The following is a 26,315-nucleotide window of genomic DNA, read 5'->3' on the forward strand; positions in this document are numbered from 1 at the left end:
CGTCTTCGTCGTCGTGCTCAGAATCCGTGGCGTCCCCGGGGTCGGCGCGGCGCGGCACCGGCGTCGCCGCGGCGTGCGCGCCGGGGGGATGCGGTGGCGCCGTCGGGGACGTCCCAGGCCATGTCGGCCGGGGCCACGGTATTGTCGGCGAGGTGGGTGCCGGTGGTGTCGTCGGCGGCCTTCTCCAGCGCCTGCACCATGCGCGCCAGGCGGTCGGCCAGCGTTTCGGTGCTCAGGCGTTCGCGAAAGCGCTCCACCATCAGCGGCAGGGCGAACGGGGTGGGGCGTTCCAGCGCATGGATGGACAGGGTCTGCGCCTGCATGCCGCGCAGCGTGCGGGCCAGCCGCTCCATGTCGAGCTCGTTGGCCAGCAGCTCGGCGCGGGCCTGGGCCAGCAGCAGGTTGTCGGGGTCGTACTGCGCGAACACGTCGTAGTACAGCGACGACGAGGCCTGCAGCTGGCGGCTGCTGCGCTGCTCGCCCGGGTGGCTTTGAAAGATGAGACCCGCGATGCGCGCGATCTCGCGAAAGCGCCGGCGCGCCATCTCGGTCGCGTTCAGGCTGGCGAGCACTTCGTCCTCCAACCCGCTGCCGATGGTGGTGTGCGTGCCCTCGCCGATCAGGCGCGGCAGCAGCGCGGCCCAGTCCACGGGCTTGGCGGACAGCAGCTCCAGCCCGTAGTCGTTGACCGCGATGGAGAAGGTGTTGGGCACCTGCTCCGATGCGCGCCAGGCCAGCAGCCCCGCCAGGCCCAGGTGCACCAGGCGGCCCGCGAGCGGGTACAGGTACAGGTGCCAGCCTTCGCGGGTATGCAGGGTCTCGGCCACCAGGCGGCTGGGCGTGGGCAGGGCCGACCAGGCGTGCTGCAGCGCCAGCAGCGGCTGGGCGCACTGCATCTCAGGCGATGCGTAGACGCCGCGTTCGGCCTGCTCCAGCATCTCCAGCATGGCGTCGGCCAGCGTGTTCGACAGCGGCATGCGCCCGCCGTTCCAGCGCGGCAGCGCGGCGCTGCCCTTGGGGGCGATGCGCACGTAGGCCGTCATCTGCTGGGTGCGCACCAGCTCCAGCAGGCGGCCGGCGAACATGAACACGTCGCCCTTGCGCAACCGGGCGATGAAGCTCTCTTCCACCGAACCCAGGCGCCCGCCGCTCACGAACTGCACCTGCATGCTGGCGTCGCTCACGATGGTGCCGATGTTGCTGCGGTGGCGGCGCGCGAGCCGCGCATCGGGCACGCGCCAGATGCCTTCTTCATCCGGCGCGGCGCGCTGGAAGTCGGGGTAGATGGCCAGCGAGGCCCCGCCCTGGCGCACGAACTGCAGCGCCCACTGCCAGTCGTTGTCGGCCAGCTGCGCGTAGGCCGGGGCGCGGCGCACTTCGGCCAGCAGCGCATCGGGTTCGAAGCCGCCGCCCAACGCAATGGTGACCAGGTGCTGCACCAGCACATCGAGCGGTGCGCGCGGCGTGTGCCGGTCTTCGATGCGGCCCTGGGCCAGCGCGTGGCGTGCGGCGGCGGCTTCCACCAGCTCCAGGCTGTGGGTGGGCACGAGCGTGATGCTGGACGTGCGCCCCGGCGCATGGCCCGAGCGGCCCGCACGCTGCACCAGCCGCCCCACGCCCTTGGCCGAGCCGATCTGCAGCACCTGCTCCACCGGCAAAAAGTCCACGCCCAGGTCCAGGCTCGACGTGCAGACCACGGCCTTGAGCAGGCCGGTTTTCAAGCCGTTCTCCACCCAGGCCCGCACGTCCTGGCTCAGCGACCCGTGGTGCAGCGCAAGGGTGCCGGCCCAGTCGGGCCGCGCCTCCAGCAGGGCCTGGTACCAGCGCTCGGCCTGCGAGCGCGTGTTGGTAAAGACCAAGGAGGATGCGCAGGCCTCGATGGACTCCACCACCTGCGGCAGCAGTGCCAGGCCCATGTGCCCGGCCCAGGCAAAGCGGTCCACCTTGGCCGGCAGCATCACCTGCACCTGCAGCGCCTTGTCCACGCGGCCCTGCACCAGCACGGCCGGTGGTGCCGCGGGGGCGCCCGGGGCAGGGCGGGGCAGCAGCGTGTCCAGCGCCTCCTGCAGGTTGCCCAGCGTGGCCGACATGCCCCACACCTGCAAGGCCGGGTTCCAGCCCGACAGGCGGGCCAGCGCCAGTTGCGCCTGCACGCCGCGCTTGTTGCCCACCAACTCGTGCCATTCGTCCACGACCACCAGTTGCACATGGCGCAGGCGCTCGTGGGCGTCGGCGCGGGCCAGCAGCAGCGACACGCTTTCGGGTGTGGTCACCAGCAGCGTGGGCAGGCGGCGGTCCTGCGCGGCGCGCTCGCCGCTGGCGGTGTCGCCGGTGCGCAGGCCGCTGGTCCAGTCGGGCGCCAGGTCGGGCAGCGGGGCCTGCAGCGCACGCAGCGTGTCGGCCGCCAGGGCGCGCATGGGGGTGATCCACAGCACCGTGAGGGGCGGGGCTGCTGCGCGGCGCTTGCGCAGGGCGGTGCGGTCGCTGGTGCTGGCCGAGGACGTCGCAGCCTCGATGGAGCCTGCCCCGGCTTCGACAGGCTCAGCCCGAACGGGTGGGGGTGTCGCCCGTCCAGGCAATGTCCCTGTCGGCGCCAGCGCTGGTGCCTGCGCAGCCAGCGCCAGGTGCTGCAGCGCACCCAGCCACACCGCATAGGTCTTGCCCGCACCGGTGGTGGCGTGCAGCAGGCCCGAGCGGCCCTCGCCCAGGGCGCGCCACACTTCTTGCTGAAAGCCGAAGGGTTGCCAGCCACGCGCCGCCATCCAGCCCGCTGCGGCGCTCAGGGCGACGGTGGGCAACGGCTTGCGCGGGCGGCGCGGCTGGGCCTTGGCAACGGTGCTCATTGCGGTGCGTCCTGCCCTGGCAACAGCGCCATCAAGGTTTGCAGCGTGTCCGCCTCGGCCACGGTCTTGTCCTTGCGCCAGCGCAGCATGCGCGGAAAGCGCACCGCGATGCCGCTCTTGTGGCGCGGGCTCTTGCCGATGCCCTCGAAGCCCAGCTCGAACACCATGGTCGCATCCACGCTGCGCACGGGGCCGAAGCTCTCGCGCGTGGTCTTGCGCACGATGGTATCCACCTGGCCGATCTCCACATCCGTCAGGCCCGAGTACGCCTTGGCGAACGGGACCAGTTGCCGTTCAGGGTCGTCCGGCGGGCCGTTCCACACGGCAAAGGTGTAGTCGCTGTACAAACTGGCGCGGCGGCCATGGCCGCGCTGGGCGTAGATGAGCACGGCGTCCACGCTCATGGGGTCGATCTTCCACTTCCACCACACGCCCACGTCCTTGGTGCGCCCCACGCCGTAGTGCGCCTGGCGGTTCTTGAGCATGAAGCCCTCGGTGCCCATGCCGCGCGCGGCCTCGCGCTGGCGCGCCAGGTCGTCCCAGTCGGCGCCGTGCAGCAGCGTACTCAGGCGCAGGGTCTGCTGCGGTGCGATGGTGGCAGAGGGCGTGGGCGCGGGTGTGGGTTCGGGGGCAAGCTCCACCATCCGTTCGGACTGAGCCTGTCGAAGTCCAGCGCCGCGCTTCGGCAAGCCCGCTGTGAACGGTTCGGTGGTTGCGAGTGTTCCTTGCGCTGCATCGGCCGGTGGTTGCAGCAGCGCCTCCAGCAGCGCGCGGCGCGCCTGCTGGGGCTGCTGGCGCAGGTCCTGGCCCGCATGTTCGAGCAGGTCGTAGGTCACCAGCACCACGGGCAGCTCGCGCAGCAGCTTGGGGCCCAGGGTCTTGCGGCCCAGGCGTTTTTGCAGGTCGGCGAAGGGGCGGGGCTGCGGCTCGCCGGGCAGCCACACCAGGATCTCGCCATCGACCACCGAGCCATCGGGCAACTGCGCCATGGCAGCCTCGGCCAGTTCAGGAAAGCGGTCGGTCACCAGTTCTTCGCCACGCGACCACACCCACACCGCGCCGCCGCGCCGCACGATCTGCGCGCGGATACCGTCCCACTTCCACTCCACCAGCCAGTCGCCGGGCGTGCCGAGCAGCGCAGGCATCTCGGCCACGGGCTGGCTGAACGGGTGGGCCAGGAAGAAGGGGTAGGGCTGGCCTGCCATGCCGGCATCCACCGTATCGCCCGCGTCGCCATCCGCAGCCTCGCCCACGGGCGCCACGAGCGCGCTGTAGTCTCCTGCTGCGGGCTGCCGGCCGATCTGCGTGTAGCCCATGAGCCGGTGGGCGATGCGCTTGGGGTCGAGCGCGCTCACCGTGGCCAGCGCCTGCGTCACCTGCAGGCGCGACACGCCCACGCGGAAGTTGCCGGTGATGAGCTTGAAGTACACGAAGCGCTGCTCGGGTGCCAGCCTGTCCCACTGCGCGCGCAGGCGGGCGTCGGCCTCGTCGGGCGGCAGCGCGCGCAGGGGCAGCAGTTGGGCCATCCACTCGGCCAGCGGCAGGTCTACGGGTTGCACCGGCGCAGGCAGCAGCAGCGCGAGCGTTTCTGCCAGGTCGCCCACGGCCTGGTAGCTTTCTTCGAACAGCCATTCGGGCAGGCCGGCGGCCTCTTGCGCCAGGGCTTTGAGGCGCTTGGTGGGCACCATCTGGCGCGGCTTGCCGCCCGCCAGGAAGTAGGTGGCCCAGGCTGCATCGGCCGGCGGCGCCGCGCGCAGGTAGGCCACCAGCGCCGCCAGCTTGGCCGACTGCCCGGTGGTGGCATCCAGCGCCTGGAACAGCTCGGCAAACGCCTTCATGGCGCGGCCTCGGGTTGCGTGCCCGGCTCCTCGGCAGGGGCCGCAGGGGGCGCTGCGTTGGCGTCGTCCTCGTTGTCGTCGGCGCCGTATTCGGTCTTGAACACCTGCGCGTCCAGGCCCTGCTCGCACAGCCAGCGCACCATCACCTCGGTACTGCCGTGGGTGACGATGACGCGCTCGGCCCCGGTGGCCCCGATGGCCTTTTGCAGGCTGGGCCAGTCGGCATGGTCGCTCATCACGAAGCCCCGGTCCACGCCGCGGCGGCGGCGTGCGCCGCGCACCAGCATCCATCCGCTGGCAAAGGCATCTGAATGCTCGCCAAAGCGCTTGAGCCAGGGCGTGCCCGCCGCCGAGGGCGGGGCCAGCACGAGCGCGCGGCGCAGCTCGGCCTTGGTGACGCCCGGGTCCGTCACGCGCAGCGTGGGCGGCAGTGCCACGCCGGCTGCGCGGTATACGGCGTTGAGCGGGTCCACCGCGCCGTGCACGACGATGGGGCCGATGTCCGGGTCCACCCCGTGCAGCAGCCGCTGCGCCTTGCCGAAGGCGTACGCGTACAGGATGCTGGCCTTGCCCGCTGCGGCATTCGCAGCCCACCAGGCATTGATGTCAGCGAACAGCACCGGCTGCGATGGCCAGCGGTAGATGGGCAGGCCGAAGGTCGACTCGGTGATGAAGGTGTGGCAGCGCACCGGCTCGAACGGCGGGCAGGTGCCGTCGTCCTCCAGCTTGTAGTCGCCCGACGCCACCCACACCTGGCCGCCATGCTCGATGCGCACCTGCGACGAGCCAAGCACGTGCCCCGCAGGGTGCAGCGACACGCGCACGCCCTGCTGGTCAATCACGTCGCCATAGGCCAGCGTCTGCAGGTCGATGTCCGCACCCAGTCGGTTGCGCAGCGTGCCTTCGCTGTCCGTGTGCGCCAGATAGTGCGCCGAGCCCATGCGCGCGTGGTCCGAATGCGCATGCGTGATCACCGCCCGGCTGACCGGTCGCCAGGGGTCGATGTAGAAGTCGCCGGGCGGGCAGTACAGGCCTTCGGGGCGGTGAACGATGAGGTCGCTGGGCATGGCGTGATGGTCAGGGACGCGGGCTGCAGATAAAAAGCAGTGCTGCCGCTGGATGGAATTAGCCTCTTTGCTATGAAATAGTGAGCGCTTGATGTTGGGCGACTGTCCGCCATCATCACCACATCGGCCCAGCCGTCTGCAGGCCAACGCCGCATGTTGCTGAGCACGGGGTGGAATCCGCAGGTGCGAACAGGGGGGCGCTGAGCCGTACCATGGCGCATTCTTTTGCCGAAAGGAAGTGGTTTCCATGCACCTCGTCCTGACTGGGCGCCTGCTGCGCTCCGTGTGCGTCGTGGCAATCCTGGCCAACACGGCGTCTGTCGCCCTGGCGCAAGGCGCTGGCGCCCCGGCGCCAGCCCGCACCAACGCCTTCAACGACCCGTTCGTGCAGGTCACGTCCGCCATGCGCGCCTGCCCCGTGCCCGAGGGCCCGCTCTACACCGAGGCCGAGGTGCGTGAGCTCGCGCATGTGCGTTCGCAGCACGGCGGCAGCTGCCACCGCGTGGGGCGCTGCCGGCTGCCCAACTCGTACCTGTACGACGCCGAGATCATCCCGCGGGTGCAGCACTACTTGCGCGAGGACGGGCGCTTTGGCGATACCAGCGTGTGGGTGCTGGGCGAGCGCCGCCTGGTCACGCTGATGGGCTGCGTGCAGTCGGCCGAGCAGGCGCTGGCGATGGAAAAGGCCGTGGAACTGGTGGACGACGTGATGGGGGTGGTCAACCTGCTGCAGGTGGGCACGGCGCGTGGTGCCGCGCGCTATCCCTTGGCGCCGCTGACGCCGACGCCGACGCCGCCAGAGCCGCTCCAGCAGCGGTAGCGGTAGCGCGCCACGCGCCGGCGCGATCAGACGAACAAGGTGGACAGCATGTGCGCCGGGACGGGCAGGCCGGGCGTGGCGTCCGTGGCTTCAAAAAAATCTGCGCCTTGCTGGGCCGGGCGGATGGACGAAAAAATGGGTGGGAACACGGGCTGCGTGATGTGGTGCTGGGTCTTGCACTCTTCGCAGGCATGCAGCTTGGGGACGAACTGGCGGTTCTTGCGCGAACCCACCGGGCCCAGCGTGTCCCAGACAACGCGCGAGGCTTCTGCCGACACCGGTTTGCAGTGGTTGCGCCAGTCCACATTGCCCAGCACGGCCACGTAGAAGCCGAGCAGGTTCGACACCAGATCTTCTTCGCTGAAGCCGCTGTCCGTGAAGGCCGACAGCGAGGCCTGCACGTCTTCGAAACCCAACGAGACTTCCTTGAAGATCGCCAGCGCCACCGAGCGCTGGGTGGCCAGCGGCAGGCCCTTGCGGATGAAGTAGAACTTCGTGAAGTCGCGCGAGAGGCCGAACTTGCGCATCCCCTGGCGGTACATCACCAGATGGTGGTCCGGCTTGCCCGTGACCTGCAGGCCGCGTTCCAGCGAGACGTCCTTCCACAGATAGGCGGCGCTCGCATGGCGGTTGGCCGGCTTCTCGACCGACACCAGGTGGCCAATATCGATCCAGCCGCAATTGCACGTGTAGATCAGGCGATTGGGAATGTCCGAGCGAGATGACATGGGTGTTCAACGGGGAAGTGGAGGAAAGGAAGTGCCCGGCACGAAGGGCGGCGTCTTGGTCGAATCAATCGAAGTGGGTGATTTCGAAGCGGATCAACGGGGTTCCCCCATCGCTGTCCTCATAAGTGGTCAGCAGGACCAGGTCGTGCTTGGCAGAGGTGTATTGCGCCTCCCGCAGTCCCGGGGAGACGGTGTGCTTGTTGCTGGCCACGGTCGGGTCGTTGCCGCCGGTGCTGACGGAGTGCAGGGCCAGGTTTTGCAGTTGCCGGGTCATTGCGTCCCAGACCGCATCGGCGGTTGCAGGCGGCACCTTGAAGCTCAATTGCGATTGGGCCGGCTTGTTCCCATCGCCGACCGAGCCGAAGTACTCGCGGCCCTGCGCCCCGTCGGGCACCTGTACATCGCGGACCAGCGACGAGATGCCCAGGTAGTACACGGGCGAGCCGGGCCGTGTCACGTAGTCTTCCACGGCAAAGAGATAGCCCAGCGTGGCCATGGCCGCCAGCACAATGGCAGAGGCCGCGACGGCGGCCCATCGAAAGACAGTGCGAAGGGAGAGCCCTGGCATGGTGGGATCGGGGTCGAGCAAAGGAGGACCGGCGATTCTGGCCGTGAAACTCCCAGGCCTGCGTGTAAGAGATGTAATGGACCGTATGCAGCGCCGGGCGGTGGCATGTCATGTGCATGCACCGCGAGGCCCTTGGCTCGCCCATGGTGCCGCACCCCAGGGATTTCCATATCCGCAGAAGCGGGGAGCTATTGCACATTGCGTGCTGACAACACATTGGAGGTTTGTATGCGCCTGCGTTTCGATCGTTCTTCGCTGCTATCCGCCCCTGCACTGGCGGCCGTGATGGCGTGCATGGTGCCCGCCATCGCGGGCGCAAAGCCTTTCAAATGGGCCGGTTCCAGCGACATCCAGACCATGGACATCCACTCGCAGAACAGCGCCCTGGGCAACGGCATCCATGCGGCGGTGTACGAGTCGCTGGTGATGTTCAACAGCCGCACGCTCAAGGTCGAGCCGCTGTTGGCCACCTCGTGGCAGCAGGTCACCCCCACGCAGCTGCGCCTGAAGCTGCGCCAGGGCGTGAAGTTCAGCGACGGCTCGGCCATGACGGCCGACGACGTGGTGTATTCGCTGCAGCGCGCGATGAGCAAGACGTCCACCTACGCCATCTACACCCAGGGCATGGACCGCATCGCGAAGGTGGATGGCGAGACCATCGACATCTTCCTGAAGAACCCCAACCCGGTGCTGCTCAACCAGCTGACCGAGCTGCGCGTGATGAGCAAGGCCTGGGCCGAGAAGAACAACGCGGTGGAGCCCAAGGACATCAAGGCCAAGGACGAAACGTTTTCGCACCGCAACGCCATGGGCACCGGGCCCTTCGTGCTCAAGGAATGGGTGCCCGACCAGAAGATCGTGTTCGCCGCCAACCCGCTGTGGTGGAACGCCGGCAAGACCGAGGGCAACGTGACCGAGATCACCTACACGCCCATCAAGTCCGAGGCCACGCGCATCGCGGCACTGCTGTCCGGCGAGGTCGACATGGTGCGCGACACCAGCCTGCAGGACCTGGAGCGGCTTCGGGCCAACCCCAATCTCAAGGTCATGGAGATGGTCGAGAACCGCACCATCTACCTGGCCATGGACCAGTTCCGCGACGAGCTGCCGGGCAGCAACATCAAGGGCAAGAACCCGCTCAGGGACATGCGGGTGCGCAAGGCGCTCTACCAGGCCATCGATGTCGGTACGTTGCAGCGCGTGACCATGCGCGGCATGTCCAAGCCCACGGGCGCCATCGTCTCGCCGCTGGTCAACGGCTGGACGGAGGCGGTGGACAAGCGCCTGCCCTACGACCCCAACGCGGCCAAGGCGCTGCTGGCCGATGCGGGCTACAAGGACGGCTTCGAGGTCGACCTGGCCTGCAGCAACAACGCCATCATCCAGGACGAAGGGCTGTGCCAGGCCATCACCTCGATGTGGGCGCGCGTGGGCGTCAAGGCCAAGCTGCGCACGCTGCCGGCCGTCACCTACTACCCTATGGCCCAGCGGCACGAGGCCAGCATCGCGCTGCTCAGCTGGGGCGTGCCCACGTTCGATGCGCTGTACACCCTGCAGTCGCTCACGCGCACCAAGACCACCGGCGGCGACGGCAACTACAACCTGGGCCGCTACAGCAACGAACGCATGGACTACATCGTGGACCGCGTGAAGACCGAGATCGACCTGCCGGTGCGCAACCGGCTGCTCACCGAAGGGCTGCAACTGCAAAACGACACCGTGGCCAACATTCCACTGCACAACCAGATGCTGGCCTGGGCCATGAAGAAGAACGTGGATCTGGTGCAGCGGCCGGACAACCGCATCGACTGGCGGTTGATCAAGGTGAATTGAGGGTTGGCGGGTTGCTGGTTGGAAGGTGGCTGGGGTGAAGCAGCCGTAGTGCGCGGAAGACGGCCCCCTCTCCCCGACCCTCTCCCGCGAGGGGCGAGGGGGTCAAAGCCGGGGTAGGGTACGACTCTGGTGGAAATGGCCTCTGGCGCGCTTTCTACGAGCGCTAAAAGCTATTCTTTGTATAGCATTCTTATCCACTGCATCTCGCCGCACACAACGGCAACAGAGCCGCAGACAGCCCCCCAAAACTCCCTCTCCCCTCGCGGGAGAGGGCTGGGGAGAGGGGGCGTGAGCAGCAGAGCCTCAATACAAACCCCCGCTCTGCGCACGCTGGCAGCCAGCGCGATCGATCCATCCGCCTGCACCCCATCGGTTACTCACTTCATGGGCTGCCACACGATGATCGCCATGCCCGCCAGCGCCACCAGCACCCCCGCCACATCCCACGGCGTGGGCCGTATGCCGTCCACTGCCCACAGCCAGGCCAGCGCCACGCCGATGTAGACGCCGCCGTACGCCGCATACACGCGGCCCGCGCCGGCGGTGTCGTGTAGCGTGAGCAACCAGGCAAACAGCGCCAGGCTCAGCGCGGCGGGCACCAGCAGCCATGCCGGCTTGCCCTGACGCAGCCACAGCCACGGCAGGTAGCAGCCCACGATCTCGGCCAGCGCTGTGGCCACGAAGAGTGCGAAGGTCTTCACAGGCCCACCTGCGCTTTCGTTTTCGCATTCGCCAGACGGGGGCGGTGGGCCGTGTCGTTGCTCGCTGCCTCGCCAGCGGCAGGCGCCGTCCATGCGCGCAGGGCCAGCTCGCCCTCGGCCGAGAAGTGCACCACGCGCGAGTCCTTGTCGCGCCGCGCCCAGCCGCGTTCCACCAAGCGCTGCAGCAGCGCGGCACCGAGCGCGCCGCCCAGGTGGTGGCGCCGCTCGCTCCAGTCCAGGCAGGGGCGGCACAGCATGCGCCGCTGGCGCTCCACCACGGCCGTGTCGATGCCTTGCTGGGCAAACCACTCGGCACCCGCCGTGGTCAGCGCGAGGCCGCCATCGGCAGCGTGCAGATAGCCCTGGCGCAGCAACGCCTCGTGCAACTGCACGCCCACTTCGCCCGCCAGATGGTCGTAGCAGACGCGGGCGCGCCGCAGTGCGGGTTCGCGCGGGCTTGCGCGCAAGCGCACGGCGCCTGCACGGAACGCCACGTTCATCAGCGACTCCAGCAACTGCGCCACGTCGCGGTCGGCCAGGCGAAAGTAGCGGTGCCGGCCCTGGCTCTCCACCGACAGCAGGCCGGCGTCGAGCAGCTTGGCCAGGTGCGCGCTGATGGTCTGCTTGGTGACGCCGGCGACGTCCGCCAGCTCGGTGGCGGTGAGGGCGCGGTCGGCCATCAGTGCGGTCAGGACTTCGGCGCGCGCGCTGTCGCCGATGAGCGCGGCAATGCGCGCGATGTGGGGGCCGTCTTTCATGGTTCGATGTTGGGCGAACCATCCCGGGCCGTCAAGCGCCTATCGTCAAACCCTCACACACCACACGCATCCCGACCCGGGCATCACACCATGATCACCTGCTTCATCCGCTACGACATCGACCCCTTCCAGCGCGAGCAGTTCGCCGAATACGCGCGCCGCTGGGGGCAGATCATCCCGCGCTGCGGTGGCCACCTGCTGGGCTACTTCCTGCCGCACGAGGGCACCAACTACGAGGCGTGGGGCCTCATCGGCTTTGACTCGCTGGCCGCGTACGAGACCTACCGCGCCCGCCTGCGCACCGACCCCGAAGGCCGCGCCAACTTTGCGATGGCGCAGGAAAAGCGCTTCATCCTGCGCGAGGAGCGCACCTTCACCCAGGGCGTCGAAGGCACGCTGGGCCTGCCCGCGCACGCTGTGGAGTCCGCCCCATGATGGCCGTGATCTTCGAGGTGCTGCCCGCACACGGCCGCAAGGACGCCTACCTGGCCGCTGCCGCCGCGCTGCGGCCCGCGCTGGAGCAGATGGACGGCTTCATTTCCATCGAACGGTTCGAGAGCCTGAGCGAGCCCGGCAAGCTGCTGTCACTCTCGTTCTGGCGGGATGAAGAGGCCGTGGCCCGCTGGCGCCAGGTGGAGGCCCACCGCAGCACCCAGCAGGCCGGCCGCGCTGGCATCTTTGCCGACTACCGCCTGCGCGTGGCCGCCGTGGTGCGCGACTACGGCCTGCACGACCGCGCACAGGCGCCAGCGGATTCACGCCGGGTGCACGGCTGAGCGGTGCGCTGCATTGCGGCCCTGCCTGAGGCGCACGATCTGCGTCAGGGCATGTACCCTGTGCGAAGCGCATGCGCCCAATCCGGCCTCTGCCGCTGCTCGGCCAGCAGCGCCATCGCGTCATGGTTGTAAGCCACGGCGATGTGCTCCACCTGCCACTGGCCGCCGTGCAGCGTGATCAGCGCGTAGCGCGCATCGGGCGTGCCAGATTCCACCGCGTGGTAGACGGGGTGGTCGTCGCTGTACGCCTGCAACCCCACGCTGCCGGGGTTGACCAGCAACTGCGCGCCCAGCCGCACTGCGCGCGGCACATGGGTGTGCCCGCAGGCGATCACAGGCACCGCAGTCTCTACATCGAGTCGCTCGCGGATCTCTGCGGGCCGCGCCAGGCGCAGGGCGTGGCCGTCCAGCGTCTCCAGCAGGTATTCGTGGTCACTGCGCGGCGAGCCGTGGCACAACAGCACGTCGTCGGTCAGGCGCACGCGGTGCTGCAGCGTGCGCATCCATGCGAACTCGGCCTCTGTGAGCTGCGCGTGCGCATACTGGTCCGATGGGCCTCCGCGCCCGGGCTGCAGGTGCAGCACCTGCCGCTCGTGGTTGCCCGCCAGCGACAGCCAGCCCGACGCCATGAGCCACTGCGCCGTCTCTCGCGGCAGCAGCGGGCCCGAGAGGTTGTCGCCCAGATTCACCACCCGGTCGGCGCCGCGCTGGCGGATGTCGGCCGCCACGGCTTCGAGGGCTGCCAGATTGCCGTGAATGTCGGAGACGAGAGCGATGCGCATGGTGAGAAAATTTTCAGCAAGGTGATACGGAGATGCTTCCCCATGCCGTGGCACAGGTGTCCGCTCACGCGGGCCTGGTTGAACAACAGGTCGCACAGCCACGCGTACACCACCGCAATGTAGGCCAACTGGCCCCAGCCCACGTAGCTGCCGAAGACGATGGTGGAGAGCCAGTTCTGGCCCCACAGGTACACGCCGCTGCAGATCAGCGTAGCCGCCAGCAGCGTGGCCGCGGCCGGTACCAGCGCCGCCGCTTGTGCACCGCGGCGCCGCCATGCGGCCAGCCGCAGCAAGGCAAACGCGAGCGCATTCGCGCCGCTGAAGATGCGCAGCTCGCGCAGCAGCTTGTCTGCCGTGTCGAGGTAAGCCGTGCGGATCAACGCGTCGAGGCGGGCCTGCATCTGCTGCGCCGTGCCGATCTCCAGCTGCAGGCGCTGCTCGCGCCGCTTGCGGCACTCGCAGGCGGGAATGCCCATCTCGGCGGCTATGGCAGCCACGCGCGCTGGCAGGCCTGCCGACAGCGCCTGGCGGGCGGCTTCGATCTCTTGCTCCTTGCCCTGCCAGAGAAGCCGCGCCCGCCCGGTCAGAAAGCGCTCATCCAGGGCCTGCAGCTTCTCGCCGGTTTTCTTTTCAATGTGCTGGCGGATCATGTCGCGCGCCGTGTGCTCGACCCAGGTGGGTTGCAGCAGGGAGGTGATCAGCAAGGCGCCAAAGAGCAGGCTGCCAAGAAGCGCGATGAGCAGCGTGAACGAGCGAATGAACTGGGGCATTGGTCGAGCATAGATGGGCACGCCCGGGCGGCCGCCGCATGCGGCGCCGCCACCGGATCGCGCCGTGAAATCCATCACTCTTGGCGAGAAAACCTGTGGGATCAGGCCGTACCGACTGGCCTTGCGGCCGGCTCTGCAGCGGACCTCCACACGGCTTCCGCCCGCGCAGAGAAAGCGGCCACCGCCGTTGCGGCAGCGGTGTGCGCGACCTGCAGCAGCAAGTGTGGAGCCTCGATGCGAACGATCTCCACGTTGGGCAGCGCGCGCTTGATCACCTCCGCCGATGCGCGCTTGATCAACCGGTCTTCCGTGGCTTGCAGGTACAGCACCGGCACTTGCACCGCGCGCAGCTGGGCGACCACGTTCACCCTCAAGAGGGCGCCCGCCCTGGCGCGCAGCGCTGCCCCCGACACCTTGGCCAGAGTAGCGCGCAACAGGCGCCCCAGATCCGGCGACGTATGCCGGCCCATGAGAAGTTTTCGCACCAGCCATGCGGATGCAAGCTCGAAGGGCGTGATGGCCGCAAGCGCGCGCACGGGGTGCAGCAGCGGCACCGGGTTCGTCGCAAAGGTGGCACACAGCACCACCCCGGCCAGCCCTGGCGGGCAGGACGCAGCCAGCGACAGGGCGATGGGGCCTGAAAACGACTCACCCAGCAGCACATAGGGTCCGTCTTGCGGCAGTGCCTGCCGTGCCACCACTTCCAGTGCTTGGTAGCCGAGCGCACTCTGCGTGGGATAGCGCACCACCACCGTTCTGATCGATGGGCCCAGCGCTGCGACAAACGGGGCGAACAAGTCGCCCGTGCCGTCCATGCCAGGCAGGAGTACGACGGTGAGCATGCTCGTTGACAGTGGCTCAGCACACGGCGGCATCCGCACAGCGCCCTGGGATGGCACCACGGCGCGCCTCACACTGCGCCCACAGTGATCACATCGCGAAAATCTTTCCCGGATTCAAGATGTTCTTCGGGTCCAGCGCCCGCTTGATAGACCGCATCATGTCCACCGCGCCCGCCCCCGTTTCGTCCAGCAGGAAGCCCATCTTGTGGATGCCCACGCCATGTTCGCCGGTGCAGGTGCCGCCCATGCTCAGCGCGCGGGCTACCAGGGTGTGGTTCAAGGCCTCGGCCTTCGCGCGTTCTTCGGCGCTGTCGGGGTCGATCAGGTAGCCGAAGTGGAAGTTGCCATCGCCCACGTGGCCGACGAGGAAGTACGGGATGCCGCTGGCTTCGGCCTCGTCCACGGATTCGAGCAGGCAGTCGGCCAGGCGGCTGATGGGCACGCAGGTGTCGGTGCTGATGGCGCGGCAGCCCGGGCGGCTTTGCACGGCGGCGAAGTAGGCATTGTGCCGTGCGGTCCACAGGCGGGTGCGTTCCTCGGGGGTGCTCGCCCATTCGAAGGCCTGGCCGCCAAACTCGCTGGCGATGTCCTGCACGGTCTCGGCCTGCTCCTTCACGCCCGCAGGCGAGCCGTGGAACTCCATCAGCAGCATGGGCTCCTCGCGCAGCGAGAGTTTGCTGTGCGCGTTCACCATGCGCACCGTGTGGTGGTCGATGAGCTCCACGCGCGCAATCGGCACGCCCAGCTGGATGGTCTGGATCACGGTGTGCACGGCGGCCTCGATGCTCGGGAACGAGCAGATCGCGGCGCTCACGGCTTCTGGCAGCGGGTACAGGCGCACGGTGATCTGCGTCATGATGCCCAGCGTGCCCTCGCTGCCCACCAGCAGGCGCGTGAGGTCGTAGCCCGCGCTGCTCTTCTTGGCGCGCGTGCCGGTGTGGATGATGTCGCCGCTGGCCGTGACCACCTCCAGCGCCAGCACGTTCTCGCGCATGGTGCCGTAGCGCACGGCGTTGGTGCCGCTGGCGCGCGTGGCGCTCATGCCGCCGATGCTCGCGTCGGCGCCGGGGTCGATGGGGAAGAACAGGCCCGTGTCCTTGATCGCATCGTTGAGCTGCTTGCGCGTGATGCCGGGCTGCACCGTCACCGTGAGGTCTTCGGCGTTCACGCTCAGCACCTGGTTCATGCGGCTCACGTCGATGCTGATGCCGCCCTGCACGGCCAGCAGGTGGCCTTCGAGCGATGAACCCGCGCCGTAGGGGATCACGGGCACCTCGTACTGGCTGGCCAGCTTCACGGCGTCGGCCACGTCCTGCGTGTTCTGGGCAAACACCACGGCCGAAGGCGGGGGCGCCTGCAGCGAGCCCTCGTCGCGCCCGTGCTGCTCGCGCACGGCCTGGGCCGTGGAGCACTGCGCGCCAAAGCGGTTTTGCAGTGCCTCGATCAAGGCCTGCGGCACATCGCGCAGGTGGATCTCGGGCATCAGGTGGGCGGTGGCGGTGGGGGCGTTCATGGGTGTGTCTCCGTAGGTCGGCGGTTGGAAATCATTCTAGGTGGCCGGGCCGGCCCTGTGCGGCCGGCCCCCAGTGCGGGCAGGGTTGCCCACCGGGTATTCCCCGATGGGGTGCGACGGCGCCGCATTTACATTACGTTTGAAATGTATATTGCTTGTGCCGCATGAACACCCGGAACATCCCTGAGCGCCGCAGCCACGCCGAGCGCAGCGCGGCCACGCGCCAGCACCTCATCGCCACGGCCATCGACGTGATCCAGCACCGCAGCCTGGAGGAGATGTCCATCCACGAACTGGCGCGCTCGGCCGGCATGACCTCGGGCGCGGTGCAGCACCACTTCGAGTCCAAGGCCGTGCTCATGATGCGTGTGCTGAGCGAGCTGGTGGAGCAGCGCGTGGAGGCAGGCCAGCTCTGGCCGGCGCGCACGCTGCCCGCCGCGCAGCGCGCGACGCTGTTCGTGCAGGCCGCGTGGGATCTGATCTATGCCCAGCCGCGTTTCATCGTCGCCTGGAACATCTACCTCGGTTGCCGCAACCAGAGCGCGGTGCTGGAGCACATCGCGCAGTTGCGCCAGCAGATCAACGCGCAGATGCGCGATGGCTTCTTCGACGCGTTCCCGGAGCTGGCCACGGCGCCGGACCGTGCGGCGTTCCTGGGGCTGGTGTTCTCCACGCTGCGCGGCATGGGGCTGCTGCAGCTGTTCCCGGACACGGCCACCGCACCTGCAGCGGGCGACAGCGCCGCGCCGCAGGCACAGCTGCAGTGCCTGGCGGGCCTGATCGCCAGCCGCTGCGAGGCCGCCGCACCGCCACGTGCAGCCCGCCACGGCGCGCGGCGCGGCCCGAAGACCTGACGACTGTTTCACCGCACGCCACCTGCAAGGTCGGGCCCAACCGGCCAAGTGCCCGGCCGAGCGCCCGGTCTGGCGCGCGCGTGCAGCCCTTCGCCCACCACCACCTGGAGACACCGCATGACGTCCTCGAAAGCCCATTGCATCCGCCCCGCCGCGCTGGCGGCCACGCTGGCCTGTGCGGCCTGGTGGCCCTTCGCCCAGGCCCAGCCGGCGGCGTATCCGGCCAAGCCCCTGCAGCTCGTGGCGCAGCAGCCGCCGGGCAGCGGGTCGGACGCGATGACCCGTGTCTGGGCCGACTGCGCCGCGCGTGAACTGGGCCAGAGCGTGGTGGTGCAGAACAAGCCGGGTGCCAACGGCATCCTGGCCGTCAACTTTCTCAAGGGCCAGCCGGCCGATGGCTACACGCTCATGAGCATCGGCATGTCGCAGATGTCGATCACGCCCTATGTGTACCGCCAGCGCCCGTACGACCCGCTGGCGGACTTCGATGGCGTGGCCGTGCTCGGCACCTCGCCGCTGGTGCTGGCCGTTCCGGCGGGCAGCGGCATCGCGCGGCTGCAGGACCTGGACAGGCTGGCGCGCGCCACGCCCGGCGGCGTCAACTTCGGCTCGCCGGGCAAGGGCAGCCCGGCGCACCTGCTCACCTCCGCGCTGCTGGACAAGATGGGTGCGCCCGGCACGCACGTTCCGTTCGTCGGCGAAGGGGCGGGGCTCACGGCGCTCATGGGCCAGCAGATCCAGGCCATGACCCTGGTGATGGGCACGGCCGCCGCGCAGGTCAAGGCGGGCAAGCTGACGGCGCTGGCCGTGTTCGGCGCGCAGCGCTCGCCACTGCTGCCCGATGTGCCCACCATCGCCGAAGCGCTGCCCGCCGCGGCCGACCTCGCGCGGCCATCGTGGATCGCCGTGGTGGCGCGCGCCGGCACGCCGCCTGAGCTGCTCAACCGCCTGAATGCCGCCACCGAGAAGTGCCGCAGCGACGCGCAGTACAAGAGCCGCTTCGACGCCATGAACGTGAGCCTCACGGCCACAGCGCCGCGCGACGTGCGCGTGTGGGCCGAGCGCGATGCGGCGGTGTGGCGGCCGCTGATCGACAAGCTGGGTCTGGCCACCGAATGACCGGCAGCGCTGTGCACTGCGAAGTCTCGCTGGCCCACGGGGGCGGCCTGCGCGGCAGCGTGCAACAGGGCATGCAGGTGTACCGCGGCATTCCGTACGCCCAGCCACCGTTTGGAGCGCTGCGTTTTCAGGCGCCCGCACCCGTGCCGCCCTGGCAGGGCGTGCGCGATGCGCTGGCGTTCGCGCCGGCCGCGCCGCAACTGCCGCGCGTGGCGCAGGCCCACACGCCCGTGGTGGGCGGGCCGGAGTGCCTGGCGCTCAACATCTGGGCGCCCGACCCACCCGCCACCGACGCTGCGGGGCCGCTCCCCGTGGTGGTGTGGGTCCACGGCGGCGGCTTCTTCCGGGGCTCGGCCAGCGACCCGCTCTACGACGGGGCATCGTGGGCCCGGCAGGGCGTGGTGTTCGTGTCGGTGCAGTACCGCCTGGGCATCGACGGCTTTGTGCACCTGCCCGGCGCGCCGGCCAATCGCGGCCTGCTCGACATCGTGGCGGCCTTGCGCTGGGTGCAGCAGCACATCGCTGCCTGGGGTGGCGACGCAGGCCGTGTCACGGTGATGGGCCAGTCTGCCGGCGCGGGTGCGCTGGCCTGCCTGCTGGGCATGCCGCAAACGCTGGGCTTGTTCCAGCGGGCCATCCTGCAAAGCCCCAGCGTGGCCTGCCAGACGCTGGAGGAGGCCGCCGCAGCCCGCGAAGCCGTCGCTGCGCTGGCGGGCGTGGCGCCCGAGCGCGACGCGCTGGCGCAGGCGCCGCTTGCGGCGGTGCTGCAGGCCGTGCATCGCCTGGCCATCGACCCGGCGCTGCGCCGCCGCATGGGCCTGGGCGGGCGCCAGTTCTTTCCGCTGCGGCCCGTGGTGGATGGCGAGGTGCTGTCCGCGCCGCCGCTGCACGCCATGCACCAGTGCTGGGCCGCCCACCCCGTGCAGGCCCGCGCGCTGCAGGTCCTGGTGGGCAGCAATGCCGACGAGATGCGCCTGTACCACCTGCCCACGGGCCTGTGGGACCACGCCACGCCCGCACACGTCGATGCGTTCGCACACGATGCCGAACTGCCCGCAGCGCTGGTGGCCGCCTACCGCACCCGCGTGGACGGCGGCCAGGCCACCCCGGGGGCGCTGCTGGCCGCCTTGCAGGCCGATTACTACTACCGGGCGCCGGCCCTGGGCATCGCGCGCCTGGCGGCGCGCTGCACGGGCGGGGCCTATCGCTACAGCTTCGAATGGCCGTCGCCCCAGGCGCGGGGCCGCCTGGGGGCCGCGCATGCGGTGGAGCTGCCCTTCGTCTTTGCCAACCTCGATACGCCGCAGGGCCTGGAGTTCACCGGTCCGCAGCCGCCGGCGGCCTTGTCGCAGGCCATGCACTCGGCATGGGCACAGTTCGCCGTGTCGGGCGACCCGGGCTGGCCCGCGTTCACCGACAGCCCGGCCTGGACAATGCGCTTCGGCACGCCGTCTGCCTGCACCGACCGGCCGGACGACGACCTGCTGCACCTCTGGGATGCGCTGACCTGAGGCGGTGATGCCCCATGCCGGGGCGAGGGCGCCCGGCCGGCACGCTGATGGGCAGCCCGGGTGCGCCAGACTGGTGCGCAGAGCTTGTATACCAGTTGGCACGGAACCTGCAATCGGTGGATGGCAATGACCACCGCCAACGACATCAGCAATCGCATCATCGAAGCCGTGATGGCCCAGAAGCTGGCGCCCGGCTCGCGCCTGGGCGAGCAGCAGCTGGCGATGCTGTTCGACTGCAGCCGCACCATCGTGCGCGAGGCGCTCACGCGCCTGTCCACCCGCGGCATCGTCACCGTGAGCGCGCGGCGCGGCTGGTATGTGATCGAACCGTCGGAAGACGAGGCCCGCGAGGCCTTCGAGGCGCGCCGCGTGATCGAACTCGGCCTGTTGCACCAGCTCAAGTCGGTCGACAAGGCCGCCGTGCGCCAGCTCAAGGCCCACCTGCAGCGCGAGAAGGCGGCGCTCGCGGGCAGCGACGTGGGCGTGCGCAGCTTCCTGCTGGGCGACTTCCATGTGTGCCTGGCCGAATGCCTGGGCAACGGCCTGCTGGCCGACACGCTGCGCGACTTCACGGCGCGCACCACGCTGATCGCCATGCTCTACCAGTCGTCGCACGATGCGGCGCAGTCCTGCGCGGACCACGTGCGCATCGTCGAGGCGCTGGAGGCCGGCGACATCGCCCGGGCCGAGGCGCTGATGTCCGAACACATCGGCTCGGTGCAGTCGGCACTGCGCCTGCAGGCCAGCACCGACCCGCTGGCGGGGCTGCGCGACGCGCTGGCGCCCATGCACAAGAGCCCCGCCGCCGATCCGGGCGCTGCCAGGTCCGCCATTGCTGCCACGCCGGCCCAGCCTGCAACCCCCGTCACACCTGGCAAGAAGCCCCGGCCCCGCAAGCCGCGCGCCGCCACCGCACGTTCCCTTTCCCCCGCGTCCGACAACGACGCAGCACCCGCCGACGCATCCACCTACCTAGGAGCCCTGCTATGACCATCCGCCGCACCCCTGCACCATCGACCCGCCGCCTGACCCTGGGCGTGCTCGCCGCCGCCGGCCTGTCGGCTGCGCTCATGGCACCCGCCGCCCACGCGCAGAACGCGCTGGACAACATCCTCAAGGCCAAGGAAATCAAGATCGCCATCCCCACCGACTACCCGCCCTACGGCTTCGTCGGCACCGACCTCAAGCCCCAGGGCCTGGATGTGGAGATGGCCCAGTACATCGGTGCCAAGCTCGGCGTGAAGGTCGAGCTGATCCCCGTGACCAGCGCCAACCGCATCCCCTACCTGCAGACGCAGAAGGCCGACCTCGTGATCTCCACGCTGGGCAAGAACCCCGAGCGCGAGAAGGTCATCGACTTCACCGCTTCGTATGCGCCGTTCTTCCAGGCCGTCTTCGCGAGCAAGAGCCTGTCGATCAAGAGCTTTGCCGACCTGACCGGCAAGTCGGTCGCCGTGACGCGCGGCGCGATGGAAGACCAGGAACTGGGCAAGGTCGCGCCCGCCGGCGTGGACGTCAAGCGCTTCGAAGACCACGCCGCCAGCATCTCGGCCTTCGTGTCGGGCCAGACGCAGGCCATCGCCACCAGCGCGTCCACGGCCGGCACCATCATGATGAAGAACCCCAACCTGCAGACCGAATACAAGCTGCTGCTGAAAGACAGCCCCAACTTCATCGGCGTGGCCAAGGGCGAGGACAAGCTGCGCCTGCGCGTGAACGAGATCATTGCCGAAGCGAAGAAGTCGGGCGACATCGACAAGCTGTCGAGCAAGTGGCTGGGCCGGCCTGCAGGTGAATTGCCTCTGTGATCAACGGCGCGTTGTGACTCCTCCCCATCGTTCAGGCTGATGAGCCTGTGGAAGCCCATCCCGACGCGCTGTGCGCGCGCCCTGGCTTCGACAGGCTCGGCCCGAACGAGTGGCGGGAGTTGGTGGCGAAAGTGCCATCCCGCTATCCAGACACAACGCGCACTGCAGCACGCAGAACCCACAACCCCAAGCCCTCAGCACCATGTTGATCCAACTCGACTTCTCTGCCGTGCTCTCGTCCTGGCCGCTGCTGGTGCGTGGCCTGGCGTGGACCATCGGCCTCACCATCGTGGGCACCGTGCTGGGGCTGTTGCTGGGCACGGCCTGCGCCTGGGCACGTGCGCGCAACCTCGGGCCGCGTGCGGCGCCGCTGCGCTGGGCCGTGGCGGCGTATGTGGAGCTGGTGCGCAACACGCCCTTCATCGTGCAGCTGTTCTTCCTGTTCTTCGGGCTGCCGGCGCTGGGCCTCAAGCTCTCGCCCGAGGTCGCGTCGGTGCTGGCCATGGTGATCAACCTGGGCGCGTACTCGGCCGAGATCATCCGCGCCGGCATCGAGGCCACGCCGCGCGGCCAGATCGAGGCGGCGCAGAGCCTGGCGCTCACGCCCGGCCAGACCTTCCGCCGCGTGGTGCTGCCGCCCGCGCTGCTCAAGGTGTGGCCTGCGATGGTCAGCCAGATCATCATCGTGATGCTGGGCTCGGCCGTGTGCGGCCAGATCTCCACGCCCGAGCTGAGCTACGCCGCCAACCTGATATCGAGCAACACCTTCCGCGCGTTCGAGGCCTTCATCCTGGCCACGCTGGTGTACCTGGTGCTGTCCATGCTCACCCGCCGCCTGCTGATGTGGGTGGGGGCGCGTTTCCTCGTAGGAAGGTAGATCGCCATGGTTGATTTTTCGTTGTGGGACATCCTGCGCAACCTGCTGATGGCCGCGCGCTGGACGGTCACGCTCTCGCTCATCGCCTTCATCGGCGGCGGGCTGGTGGGCCTGGTGCTGCTGGTGCTGCGCCTGTCCAAGGTGCGCGGCACCGAGCGGCTCATCGGTGCCTACGTGCAGGTGTTCCAGGGCACGCCGCTGCTCATGCAGCTGTTCCTCGCGTACTTCGGCATCGCGCTCTTTGGCATCAAGACATCGCCGTGGACGGCCGCCGCGTTTGCGCTCACGCTCTATACCAGCGCCTACCTCACCGAGATCTGGCGCGGCTGCGTGGCGTCCATCCCCAAGGGCCAGTGGGAGGCCGCGCAGAGCCTGGCGCTCAACTTCGGCGAGCAGCTGCGCCACGTGGTGTTGCCCCAGGCGCTGCGCATTGCGGTGCCGCCGACGGTGGGTTTTCTGGTGCAGGTGATCAAGGGCACGGCGCTGGCGTCGGTGATCGGCTTCGTCGAGTTGACGAAGGCGGGCAGCATGATCTCCAACGCCACCTACCAGCCCTTCCTGGTCTACGCCTGCGTGGCCCTGCTGTACTTTGTGTTGTGCTTCCCGGTGAGCCTGGTCGCACAGTCCCTCGAAAGGAAACTCCATGGCCACCGCCACTGACACCAGCGCATCCCCCGTGGCTGCACCAGACGCATCGCCCGTGGGCCGCCCCATCGTCGAGATCACGGCGCTGCGCAAGTCGTACGGCACGAACGAGGTCTTGAAGGGCATCGACCTCAAGGTGCGCAAGGGCGAGGTGATCGCCATCATCGGCAAGAGCGGCTCGGGCAAGAGCACGCTGCTGCGCTGCGTGAATGGCCTGGAAGTGTTCCAGGAAGGTGCGCTCAGCGTGGACGGCCAAAAGCTGATGCACGAGAGCCCCACCGCCATGCGCGCACTGCGCCAGCAGGTGGGCATGATCTTTCAGAGCTTCAACCTGTTTCCGCACCTCTCGGTGGGCCGCAACATCATGCTCGCGCCCACGCTGGTGAAGGCGCGCGATGCCAAGGCGGCCGAGGCGCAGGCGCGCAAGCTGCTCGATCGCGTGGGCCTGGCCGAGAAGTTCGATGCCATGCCCGAGCAGCTCTCGGGCGGCCAGCAGCAGCGCGTGGCCATTGCGCGCGCGCTGGCCATGGAGCCGCAGGTGCTGCTGTGCGACGAGATCACCTCGGCGCTGGACCCGGAGCTGGTGGGCGAGGTGCTGCGCGTGGTGGAGTCGCTGGCCCTCGAAGGCATGACGCTGATGATGGTCACGCACGAGATGGCGTTTGCCCGCAAGGTGAGCGACCGGGTGATCTTCATGCACCAGGGCCGCGTGCACGAGACGGGCGCGCCGGCAGAGATCTTCGGCAACCCGCAGACGCCGGAGCTGCAGCAATTCCTGTCGTCGCTGCACGACTGACCGATCTACCGATCTACCGGCCGGCGACCGCGTTGCAGCGCATCGGTGCCGCAGGCCTGACCCACGCTTTTTTTCTGCACGCACAAGAGCCTGCCCGCGCCCTGGAGTTCCAGCGCGGGCAGGCTCACGAGCCCTTGCGTCACCGCAGGGCCCGCACATGGCGTGGGGACACCGCGGCCCAGGGCATGGCGGCCCTGTGCGGCAGCGTCAGTGCAGGGGCATCAGGAGCTGGCGCCTTTCTCGAATTCAGAGCGGGAAAGGGTGCCGTTCTTGTCGGCATCCAGCTCCTTGAAACGTTGGCCGATGGCGGGCAGCTTGGCGGCTTCCTGCGCGCTGAGCTGGCCGTCCTTGTTGGCATCGGCGCGGTCGAATGCGGCAGAGGCCGCGGTGGCTTGAGGCGCCGCTATCACGGCGGGGCCTGTGGAATTTTTGGAGCCAGCGTGGGGCGCAGTCTTGTCACTGGGGCCGAACTGGGGCGAGGAAGTCGTCTGTGCTTGCAATGCGCCTACGCCGCCCAGGGAGAGGGCCGCGAAAAGCATCACGCTGCGCGTGTCGAACGAGTAGTTGCGTCGTTGCAGTGCCTTCATGGAAGTGGATTCCTTCGAAGTTGAACAGGACTCCATTGCACCGCAGCATGGGCGCCAACACCAGCACTCTTGCCTGCTGTTGCCTTGCCCAACATTTGCCAGCGCGGTGTAACGGCCAGGGCGTGGTTTATGTCCGAATGCGGCAGGCATGTACCCAAACGTACTGCGCGCCGGTGCGGCGTGCGCCGGTATCGAGCCGCCCTGCAGGCTGACCGCTGTGCCCGCGCAAGTCCTACATGGCGTTCGCCCATCGCTTCCAACAATGACTCCAAGCCCGCAACAGTGCGGTGCTTTATTCAACCCTCTGTTGTACTCACTCATCAAGGAGCTCTTCATGCAAAAGCACACCGTCATCGCCGCCCTCGCAACCCTCGCTTGCACTGCCGCTCTGGCCCAGGCACCGAACGCACCCCGTCCTCCGTCGGAAGTGAACCCCGCAGCATCGGGCGGCCCTGCCGCTGCCAATGCACAGAACAAGGCCGATGACCGTGCTGCCCGCAGCACCGCCATGCCCGCCAACCCCGCTGCCGGTGACGGCCGCGGCGCCCCTGTGGCCGAGATCAACCCCAGCGCCTCCGGCGGCAAGGCCGCTGCCAAGGCCGACGCCCGCGTGAACGCACGCCTGATGGACACCAACGGTGACGGCATGGTGTCCCGCGCGGAATGGGATGCGTACCACACCACGTCCTGGAACAACATGAAGCCCACAGGCTCGGGCGTGTCGACCGCCGATATCGACCGCATGAACCGCATGCCCACCACGACCCACTAAGGCTTGTGCATGGCTGCCTGCGGGGGGCGCTGGCCAGCTCCCCCTGCGCAAAGCCCGCACCCACTGATTCACCTCGCGGTGAATCAGTGGGTGCGGGCTTTTTGCTGTGGATGTTCAAGCGCTGATGCAGGTGTGTGAGGCAGCATGTGGCGCAAAATCCGGTCTGCAGACTTTCAGGCCCACCGCTTGCGATCAGGCAAGCGCGCGGACACGACCCTTTCTCTCAAGGCACCCATGGGCAACCGACTCACACAAATCGCCACGCGCACCGGCGACGCCGGCACCACAGGCCTGGGCAACAACGAACGCGTCTCCAAAGACAGCCTGCGCATCCATGCGCTCGGCGATGTGGACGAACTCAACTCCCACATTGGCCTGCTGCTGTGCGAGCCACTGCCGGGCGACGTGCGCGACCTGCTGGTGGAAGTGCAGCACCAGCTGTTCAACCTGGGCGGTGAGCTGTCGATCCCCGGCTTTGAGCTGCTCAAGCCCGAGGCGGTGCTGGACCTCGACGAGGCCCTGGCGCACTACAACGCCGCGCTGCCGCGCCTGCAGGAATTCATCCTGCCCGCCGGCACCCGCGCCGCCGCGCAGGCCCACGTGTGCCGCACCGTGGCGCGCCGGGCCGAAAGAGCGGTGGTGGCGCTGGGGAGCGCCGAACAGCTGAACGACGCCCCGCGCCAGTACCTGAACCGCCTGTCGGACCTGCTGTTCGTCCTGGCCCGCGTGCTCAACCGCATGGACGGCGGCGACGACGTGTACTGGAAAAGCGAGCGTCTTGCGGCGCAGAATGCTACTGAATAGATAGCTGATTGCGCTTGTTCACCAAGCGCTGGCGGCCGATTCTCCATCAATTCCGCGACTTCTGAAACTGGCACGCCCCAATACCAGGGATGCCTAGCAAGGGCCGCCCCGCAGCGAGGGCATCGCCCCCCTTCCCGAATCGCGTAGCGATTCGAGAGAAGGGCTGAGGGCCGCGGCTCCGAGCCTGCTTGCGCAGGCTTGGACGGCCCGAAGAGCTGTCGCCTCTGGCGACCAGCACCGAGGCGCAAAGCGGCTCAGGGGAATGGTCTCTACCTCGGACCCAGGATCGCCATCGTCAGCCGCGACACGCAGGTCAGCTCGCCCGCGTCGTTGACCATGTCGATGTGCCACACCTGCGTGGTGCGCCCGATGTGGATGGGCCGCGCGGTGGCCGTCACCCAGCCGCTGGTCGCAGAGCGCAGGTGGTTGGCGTTGATGTCCAGGCCCACGGCGTTGTGGCCTTCTGGGCTGGCGTAGTAGGCGCCCACCGATCCCAGCGATTCGGCCAGTACCACGCTCACGCCGCCATGCAGCAGTCCAAACGGCTGCTTGGTGCGCTGGTCCACGGGCACGCGGCCACGCAGGAAGTCGTCACCCAGTTCGATGATCTCGATGCCCAGGTGCGAGGCAGCGGTGTTGTGGTGGTCGGCGTTGAGTCGAGCCAGGTCGACAGGCTTTTTCCAGATGGGCATGGTGGCTTCGG

The 26,315-nt window shown here is 68.7% G+C and carries 27 protein-coding genes; 14 read left to right on the plus strand and 13 right to left on the minus strand.

The annotated features are described in order from the left end of the window. Positions 1-17: 17 nt before the first annotated feature. The 3 genes from ACSQ3D_RS13915 to ACSQ3D_RS13925 are packed head-to-tail and all read right to left on the minus strand — an operon-like array spanning position 18 to position 5,748. Complete coding sequence (locus ACSQ3D_RS13915) at positions 18-2,843, minus strand: ligase-associated DNA damage response DEXH box helicase (RefSeq protein WP_436127301.1); 2,826 nt, start codon at positions 2,841-2,843, stop codon at positions 18-20. Continuing rightward, positions 2,840-4,681, minus strand: a complete 1,842-nt coding sequence (locus ACSQ3D_RS13920) for an ATP-dependent DNA ligase (RefSeq protein WP_436127302.1) — start codon at positions 4,679-4,681, stop codon at positions 2,840-2,842. Before ACSQ3D_RS13920 ends, ACSQ3D_RS13915 begins: the two co-directional genes overlap by 4 nt. Further along, the gene (locus ACSQ3D_RS13925) at positions 4,678-5,748 is read right to left on the minus strand and encodes a ligase-associated DNA damage response exonuclease (RefSeq protein ID WP_436127303.1); all 1,071 of its coding nucleotides are present in this window, start codon (positions 5,746-5,748) and stop codon (positions 4,678-4,680) included. Before ACSQ3D_RS13925 ends, ACSQ3D_RS13920 begins: the two co-directional genes overlap by 4 nt. Before the next feature lie 247 nt (positions 5,749-5,995). On the opposite strand from ACSQ3D_RS13925, the gene ACSQ3D_RS13930 reads away from it, so the two are divergent. Then, positions 5,996-6,568, plus strand: coding sequence for a BON domain-containing protein (locus ACSQ3D_RS13930; RefSeq protein ID WP_396504248.1), 573 nt, complete (start codon positions 5,996-5,998; stop codon positions 6,566-6,568). A gap of 26 nt (positions 6,569-6,594) precedes the next feature. Here the strand turns inward: ACSQ3D_RS13930 and ACSQ3D_RS13935 are convergent, their stop codons facing one another. Together ACSQ3D_RS13935 and ACSQ3D_RS13940 are read right to left on the minus strand one after the other, a co-directional pair. After that, the gene (locus ACSQ3D_RS13935; RefSeq protein WP_056410510.1) at positions 6,595-7,296 is read right to left on the minus strand and encodes a hypothetical protein; all 702 of its coding nucleotides are present in this window, start codon (positions 7,294-7,296) and stop codon (positions 6,595-6,597) included. A gap of 64 nt (positions 7,297-7,360) precedes the next feature. Then, a complete protein-coding gene (locus ACSQ3D_RS13940; protein WP_436127304.1) occupies positions 7,361-7,864 on the minus strand; it encodes a hypothetical protein in 504 nt (167 codons plus the stop codon). A 285-nt stretch (positions 7,865-8,149) separates the two neighbouring features. Between ACSQ3D_RS13940 and ACSQ3D_RS13945 the strand changes: the two genes are divergently transcribed. Beyond that, on the plus strand, positions 8,150-9,697 hold the full coding sequence (locus ACSQ3D_RS13945; protein ID WP_436127452.1) for an ABC transporter substrate-binding protein: 1,548 nt from the start codon (positions 8,150-8,152) through the stop codon (positions 9,695-9,697). A gap of 377 nt (positions 9,698-10,074) precedes the next feature. On the opposite strand, the gene ACSQ3D_RS13950 is transcribed toward ACSQ3D_RS13945, so the two are convergent. Both ACSQ3D_RS13950 and ACSQ3D_RS13955 read right to left on the minus strand, forming a co-directional pair. Then, a complete protein-coding gene (locus ACSQ3D_RS13950; RefSeq protein WP_056166658.1) occupies positions 10,075-10,398 on the minus strand; it encodes a YnfA family protein in 324 nt (107 codons plus the stop codon). Continuing rightward, entirely contained in the window at positions 10,395-11,156 is a 762-nt protein-coding gene (locus tag ACSQ3D_RS13955; RefSeq protein ID WP_436127305.1) for an ArsR/SmtB family transcription factor, read from the minus strand. The genes ACSQ3D_RS13950 and ACSQ3D_RS13955 overlap by 4 nt, the downstream gene beginning before the upstream one ends. 90 nt (positions 11,157-11,246) lie before the next feature. Here ACSQ3D_RS13955 and ACSQ3D_RS13960 point away from each other — a divergent pair, with 90 nt between their 5' ends. Together ACSQ3D_RS13960 and ACSQ3D_RS13965 are read left to right on the plus strand one after the other, a co-directional pair. Then, the gene (locus ACSQ3D_RS13960) at positions 11,247-11,591 is read left to right on the plus strand and encodes an NIPSNAP family protein (protein WP_436127306.1); all 345 of its coding nucleotides are present in this window, start codon (positions 11,247-11,249) and stop codon (positions 11,589-11,591) included. Next, positions 11,588-11,932 carry an antibiotic biosynthesis monooxygenase family protein gene (locus tag ACSQ3D_RS13965; protein ID WP_436127307.1) on the plus strand — a complete coding sequence of 115 codons (345 nt, stop codon included), beginning with the start codon at positions 11,588-11,590 and terminating at the stop codon, positions 11,930-11,932. The genes ACSQ3D_RS13960 and ACSQ3D_RS13965 overlap by 4 nt, the downstream gene beginning before the upstream one ends. 44 nt (positions 11,933-11,976) lie before the next feature. On the opposite strand, the gene ACSQ3D_RS13970 is transcribed toward ACSQ3D_RS13965, so the two are convergent. The 4 genes from ACSQ3D_RS13970 to ACSQ3D_RS13985 all read right to left on the minus strand — a co-directional run bounded on the left by ACSQ3D_RS13970 (position 11,977) and on the right by ACSQ3D_RS13985 (position 15,839). Further along, the gene (locus ACSQ3D_RS13970; protein ID WP_436127308.1) at positions 11,977-12,714 is read right to left on the minus strand and encodes a metallophosphoesterase family protein; all 738 of its coding nucleotides are present in this window, start codon (positions 12,712-12,714) and stop codon (positions 11,977-11,979) included. Beyond that, the gene (locus tag ACSQ3D_RS13975; protein ID WP_436127309.1) at positions 12,618-13,484 is read right to left on the minus strand and encodes a hypothetical protein; all 867 of its coding nucleotides are present in this window, start codon (positions 13,482-13,484) and stop codon (positions 12,618-12,620) included. Before ACSQ3D_RS13975 ends, ACSQ3D_RS13970 begins: the two co-directional genes overlap by 97 nt. A 101-nt stretch (positions 13,485-13,585) precedes the next feature. Continuing rightward, entirely contained in the window at positions 13,586-14,326 is a 741-nt protein-coding gene (locus tag ACSQ3D_RS13980) for an alpha/beta fold hydrolase (protein WP_436127310.1), read from the minus strand. Positions 14,327-14,414: 88 nt separating this feature from the next. Then, complete coding sequence (locus tag ACSQ3D_RS13985) at positions 14,415-15,839, minus strand: FAD-binding oxidoreductase (protein WP_436127311.1); 1,425 nt, start codon at positions 15,837-15,839, stop codon at positions 14,415-14,417. Positions 15,840-16,003: 164 nt separating this feature from the next. Here ACSQ3D_RS13985 and ACSQ3D_RS13990 point away from each other — a divergent pair, with 164 nt between their 5' ends. The 8 genes from ACSQ3D_RS13990 to ACSQ3D_RS14025 all read left to right on the plus strand — a co-directional run bounded on the left by ACSQ3D_RS13990 (position 16,004) and on the right by ACSQ3D_RS14025 (position 23,449). Beyond that, entirely contained in the window at positions 16,004-16,693 is a 690-nt protein-coding gene (locus ACSQ3D_RS13990) for a TetR/AcrR family transcriptional regulator (protein WP_436127312.1), read from the plus strand. Between the two features lie 117 nt (positions 16,694-16,810). Next, positions 16,811-17,812: a Bug family tripartite tricarboxylate transporter substrate binding protein gene (locus ACSQ3D_RS13995; RefSeq protein ID WP_436127313.1), complete on the plus strand. Its 1,002-nt coding sequence runs from the start codon at positions 16,811-16,813 to the stop codon at positions 17,810-17,812. Then, the gene (locus ACSQ3D_RS14000) at positions 17,809-19,323 is read left to right on the plus strand and encodes a carboxylesterase/lipase family protein (protein ID WP_436127314.1); all 1,515 of its coding nucleotides are present in this window, start codon (positions 17,809-17,811) and stop codon (positions 19,321-19,323) included. The genes ACSQ3D_RS13995 and ACSQ3D_RS14000 overlap by 4 nt, the downstream gene beginning before the upstream one ends. 126 nt (positions 19,324-19,449) lie before the next feature. Continuing rightward, the gene (locus ACSQ3D_RS14005; protein WP_436127453.1) at positions 19,450-20,313 is read left to right on the plus strand and encodes an FCD domain-containing protein; all 864 of its coding nucleotides are present in this window, start codon (positions 19,450-19,452) and stop codon (positions 20,311-20,313) included. Beyond that, the gene (locus tag ACSQ3D_RS14010; protein WP_396504261.1) at positions 20,310-21,131 is read left to right on the plus strand and encodes a transporter substrate-binding domain-containing protein; all 822 of its coding nucleotides are present in this window, start codon (positions 20,310-20,312) and stop codon (positions 21,129-21,131) included. The genes ACSQ3D_RS14005 and ACSQ3D_RS14010 overlap by 4 nt, the downstream gene beginning before the upstream one ends. A gap of 202 nt (positions 21,132-21,333) precedes the next feature. Next, positions 21,334-22,008 carry an amino acid ABC transporter permease gene (locus tag ACSQ3D_RS14015; RefSeq protein ID WP_056410469.1) on the plus strand — a complete coding sequence of 225 codons (675 nt, stop codon included), beginning with the start codon at positions 21,334-21,336 and terminating at the stop codon, positions 22,006-22,008. Between the two features lie 6 nt (positions 22,009-22,014). Continuing rightward, the gene (locus ACSQ3D_RS14020) at positions 22,015-22,668 is read left to right on the plus strand and encodes an amino acid ABC transporter permease (RefSeq protein WP_218383891.1); all 654 of its coding nucleotides are present in this window, start codon (positions 22,015-22,017) and stop codon (positions 22,666-22,668) included. After that, positions 22,652-23,449: an amino acid ABC transporter ATP-binding protein gene (locus ACSQ3D_RS14025; RefSeq protein WP_056410463.1), complete on the plus strand. Its 798-nt coding sequence runs from the start codon at positions 22,652-22,654 to the stop codon at positions 23,447-23,449. The genes ACSQ3D_RS14020 and ACSQ3D_RS14025 overlap by 17 nt, the downstream gene beginning before the upstream one ends. A gap of 221 nt (positions 23,450-23,670) precedes the next feature. Here ACSQ3D_RS14025 and ACSQ3D_RS14030 read toward each other — a convergent pair whose 3' ends face one another. Continuing rightward, the gene (locus tag ACSQ3D_RS14030; RefSeq protein ID WP_056410461.1) at positions 23,671-24,036 is read right to left on the minus strand and encodes a calcium-binding protein; all 366 of its coding nucleotides are present in this window, start codon (positions 24,034-24,036) and stop codon (positions 23,671-23,673) included. Between the two features lie 334 nt (positions 24,037-24,370). Here ACSQ3D_RS14030 and ACSQ3D_RS14035 point away from each other — a divergent pair, with 334 nt between their 5' ends. Further along, complete coding sequence (locus ACSQ3D_RS14035; protein WP_056411574.1) at positions 24,371-24,808, plus strand: hypothetical protein; 438 nt, start codon at positions 24,371-24,373, stop codon at positions 24,806-24,808. 234 nt (positions 24,809-25,042) lie between these two features. Further along, on the plus strand, positions 25,043-25,612 hold the full coding sequence (locus ACSQ3D_RS14040) for a cob(I)yrinic acid a,c-diamide adenosyltransferase (RefSeq protein ID WP_436127315.1): 570 nt from the start codon (positions 25,043-25,045) through the stop codon (positions 25,610-25,612). Positions 25,613-25,881: 269 nt separating this feature from the next. Here the strand turns inward: ACSQ3D_RS14040 and ACSQ3D_RS14045 are convergent, their stop codons facing one another. After that, positions 25,882-26,304 carry a hotdog fold thioesterase gene (locus ACSQ3D_RS14045; RefSeq protein ID WP_436127316.1) on the minus strand — a complete coding sequence of 141 codons (423 nt, stop codon included), beginning with the start codon at positions 26,302-26,304 and terminating at the stop codon, positions 25,882-25,884. Positions 26,305-26,315: the final 11 nt, after the last annotated feature.

Origin of the sequence: Acidovorax sp. LjRoot117 (assembly GCF_964252695.1) — a bacterium.
Classification (GTDB): Bacteria; Pseudomonadota; Gammaproteobacteria; order Burkholderiales; family Burkholderiaceae_C; genus Acidovorax.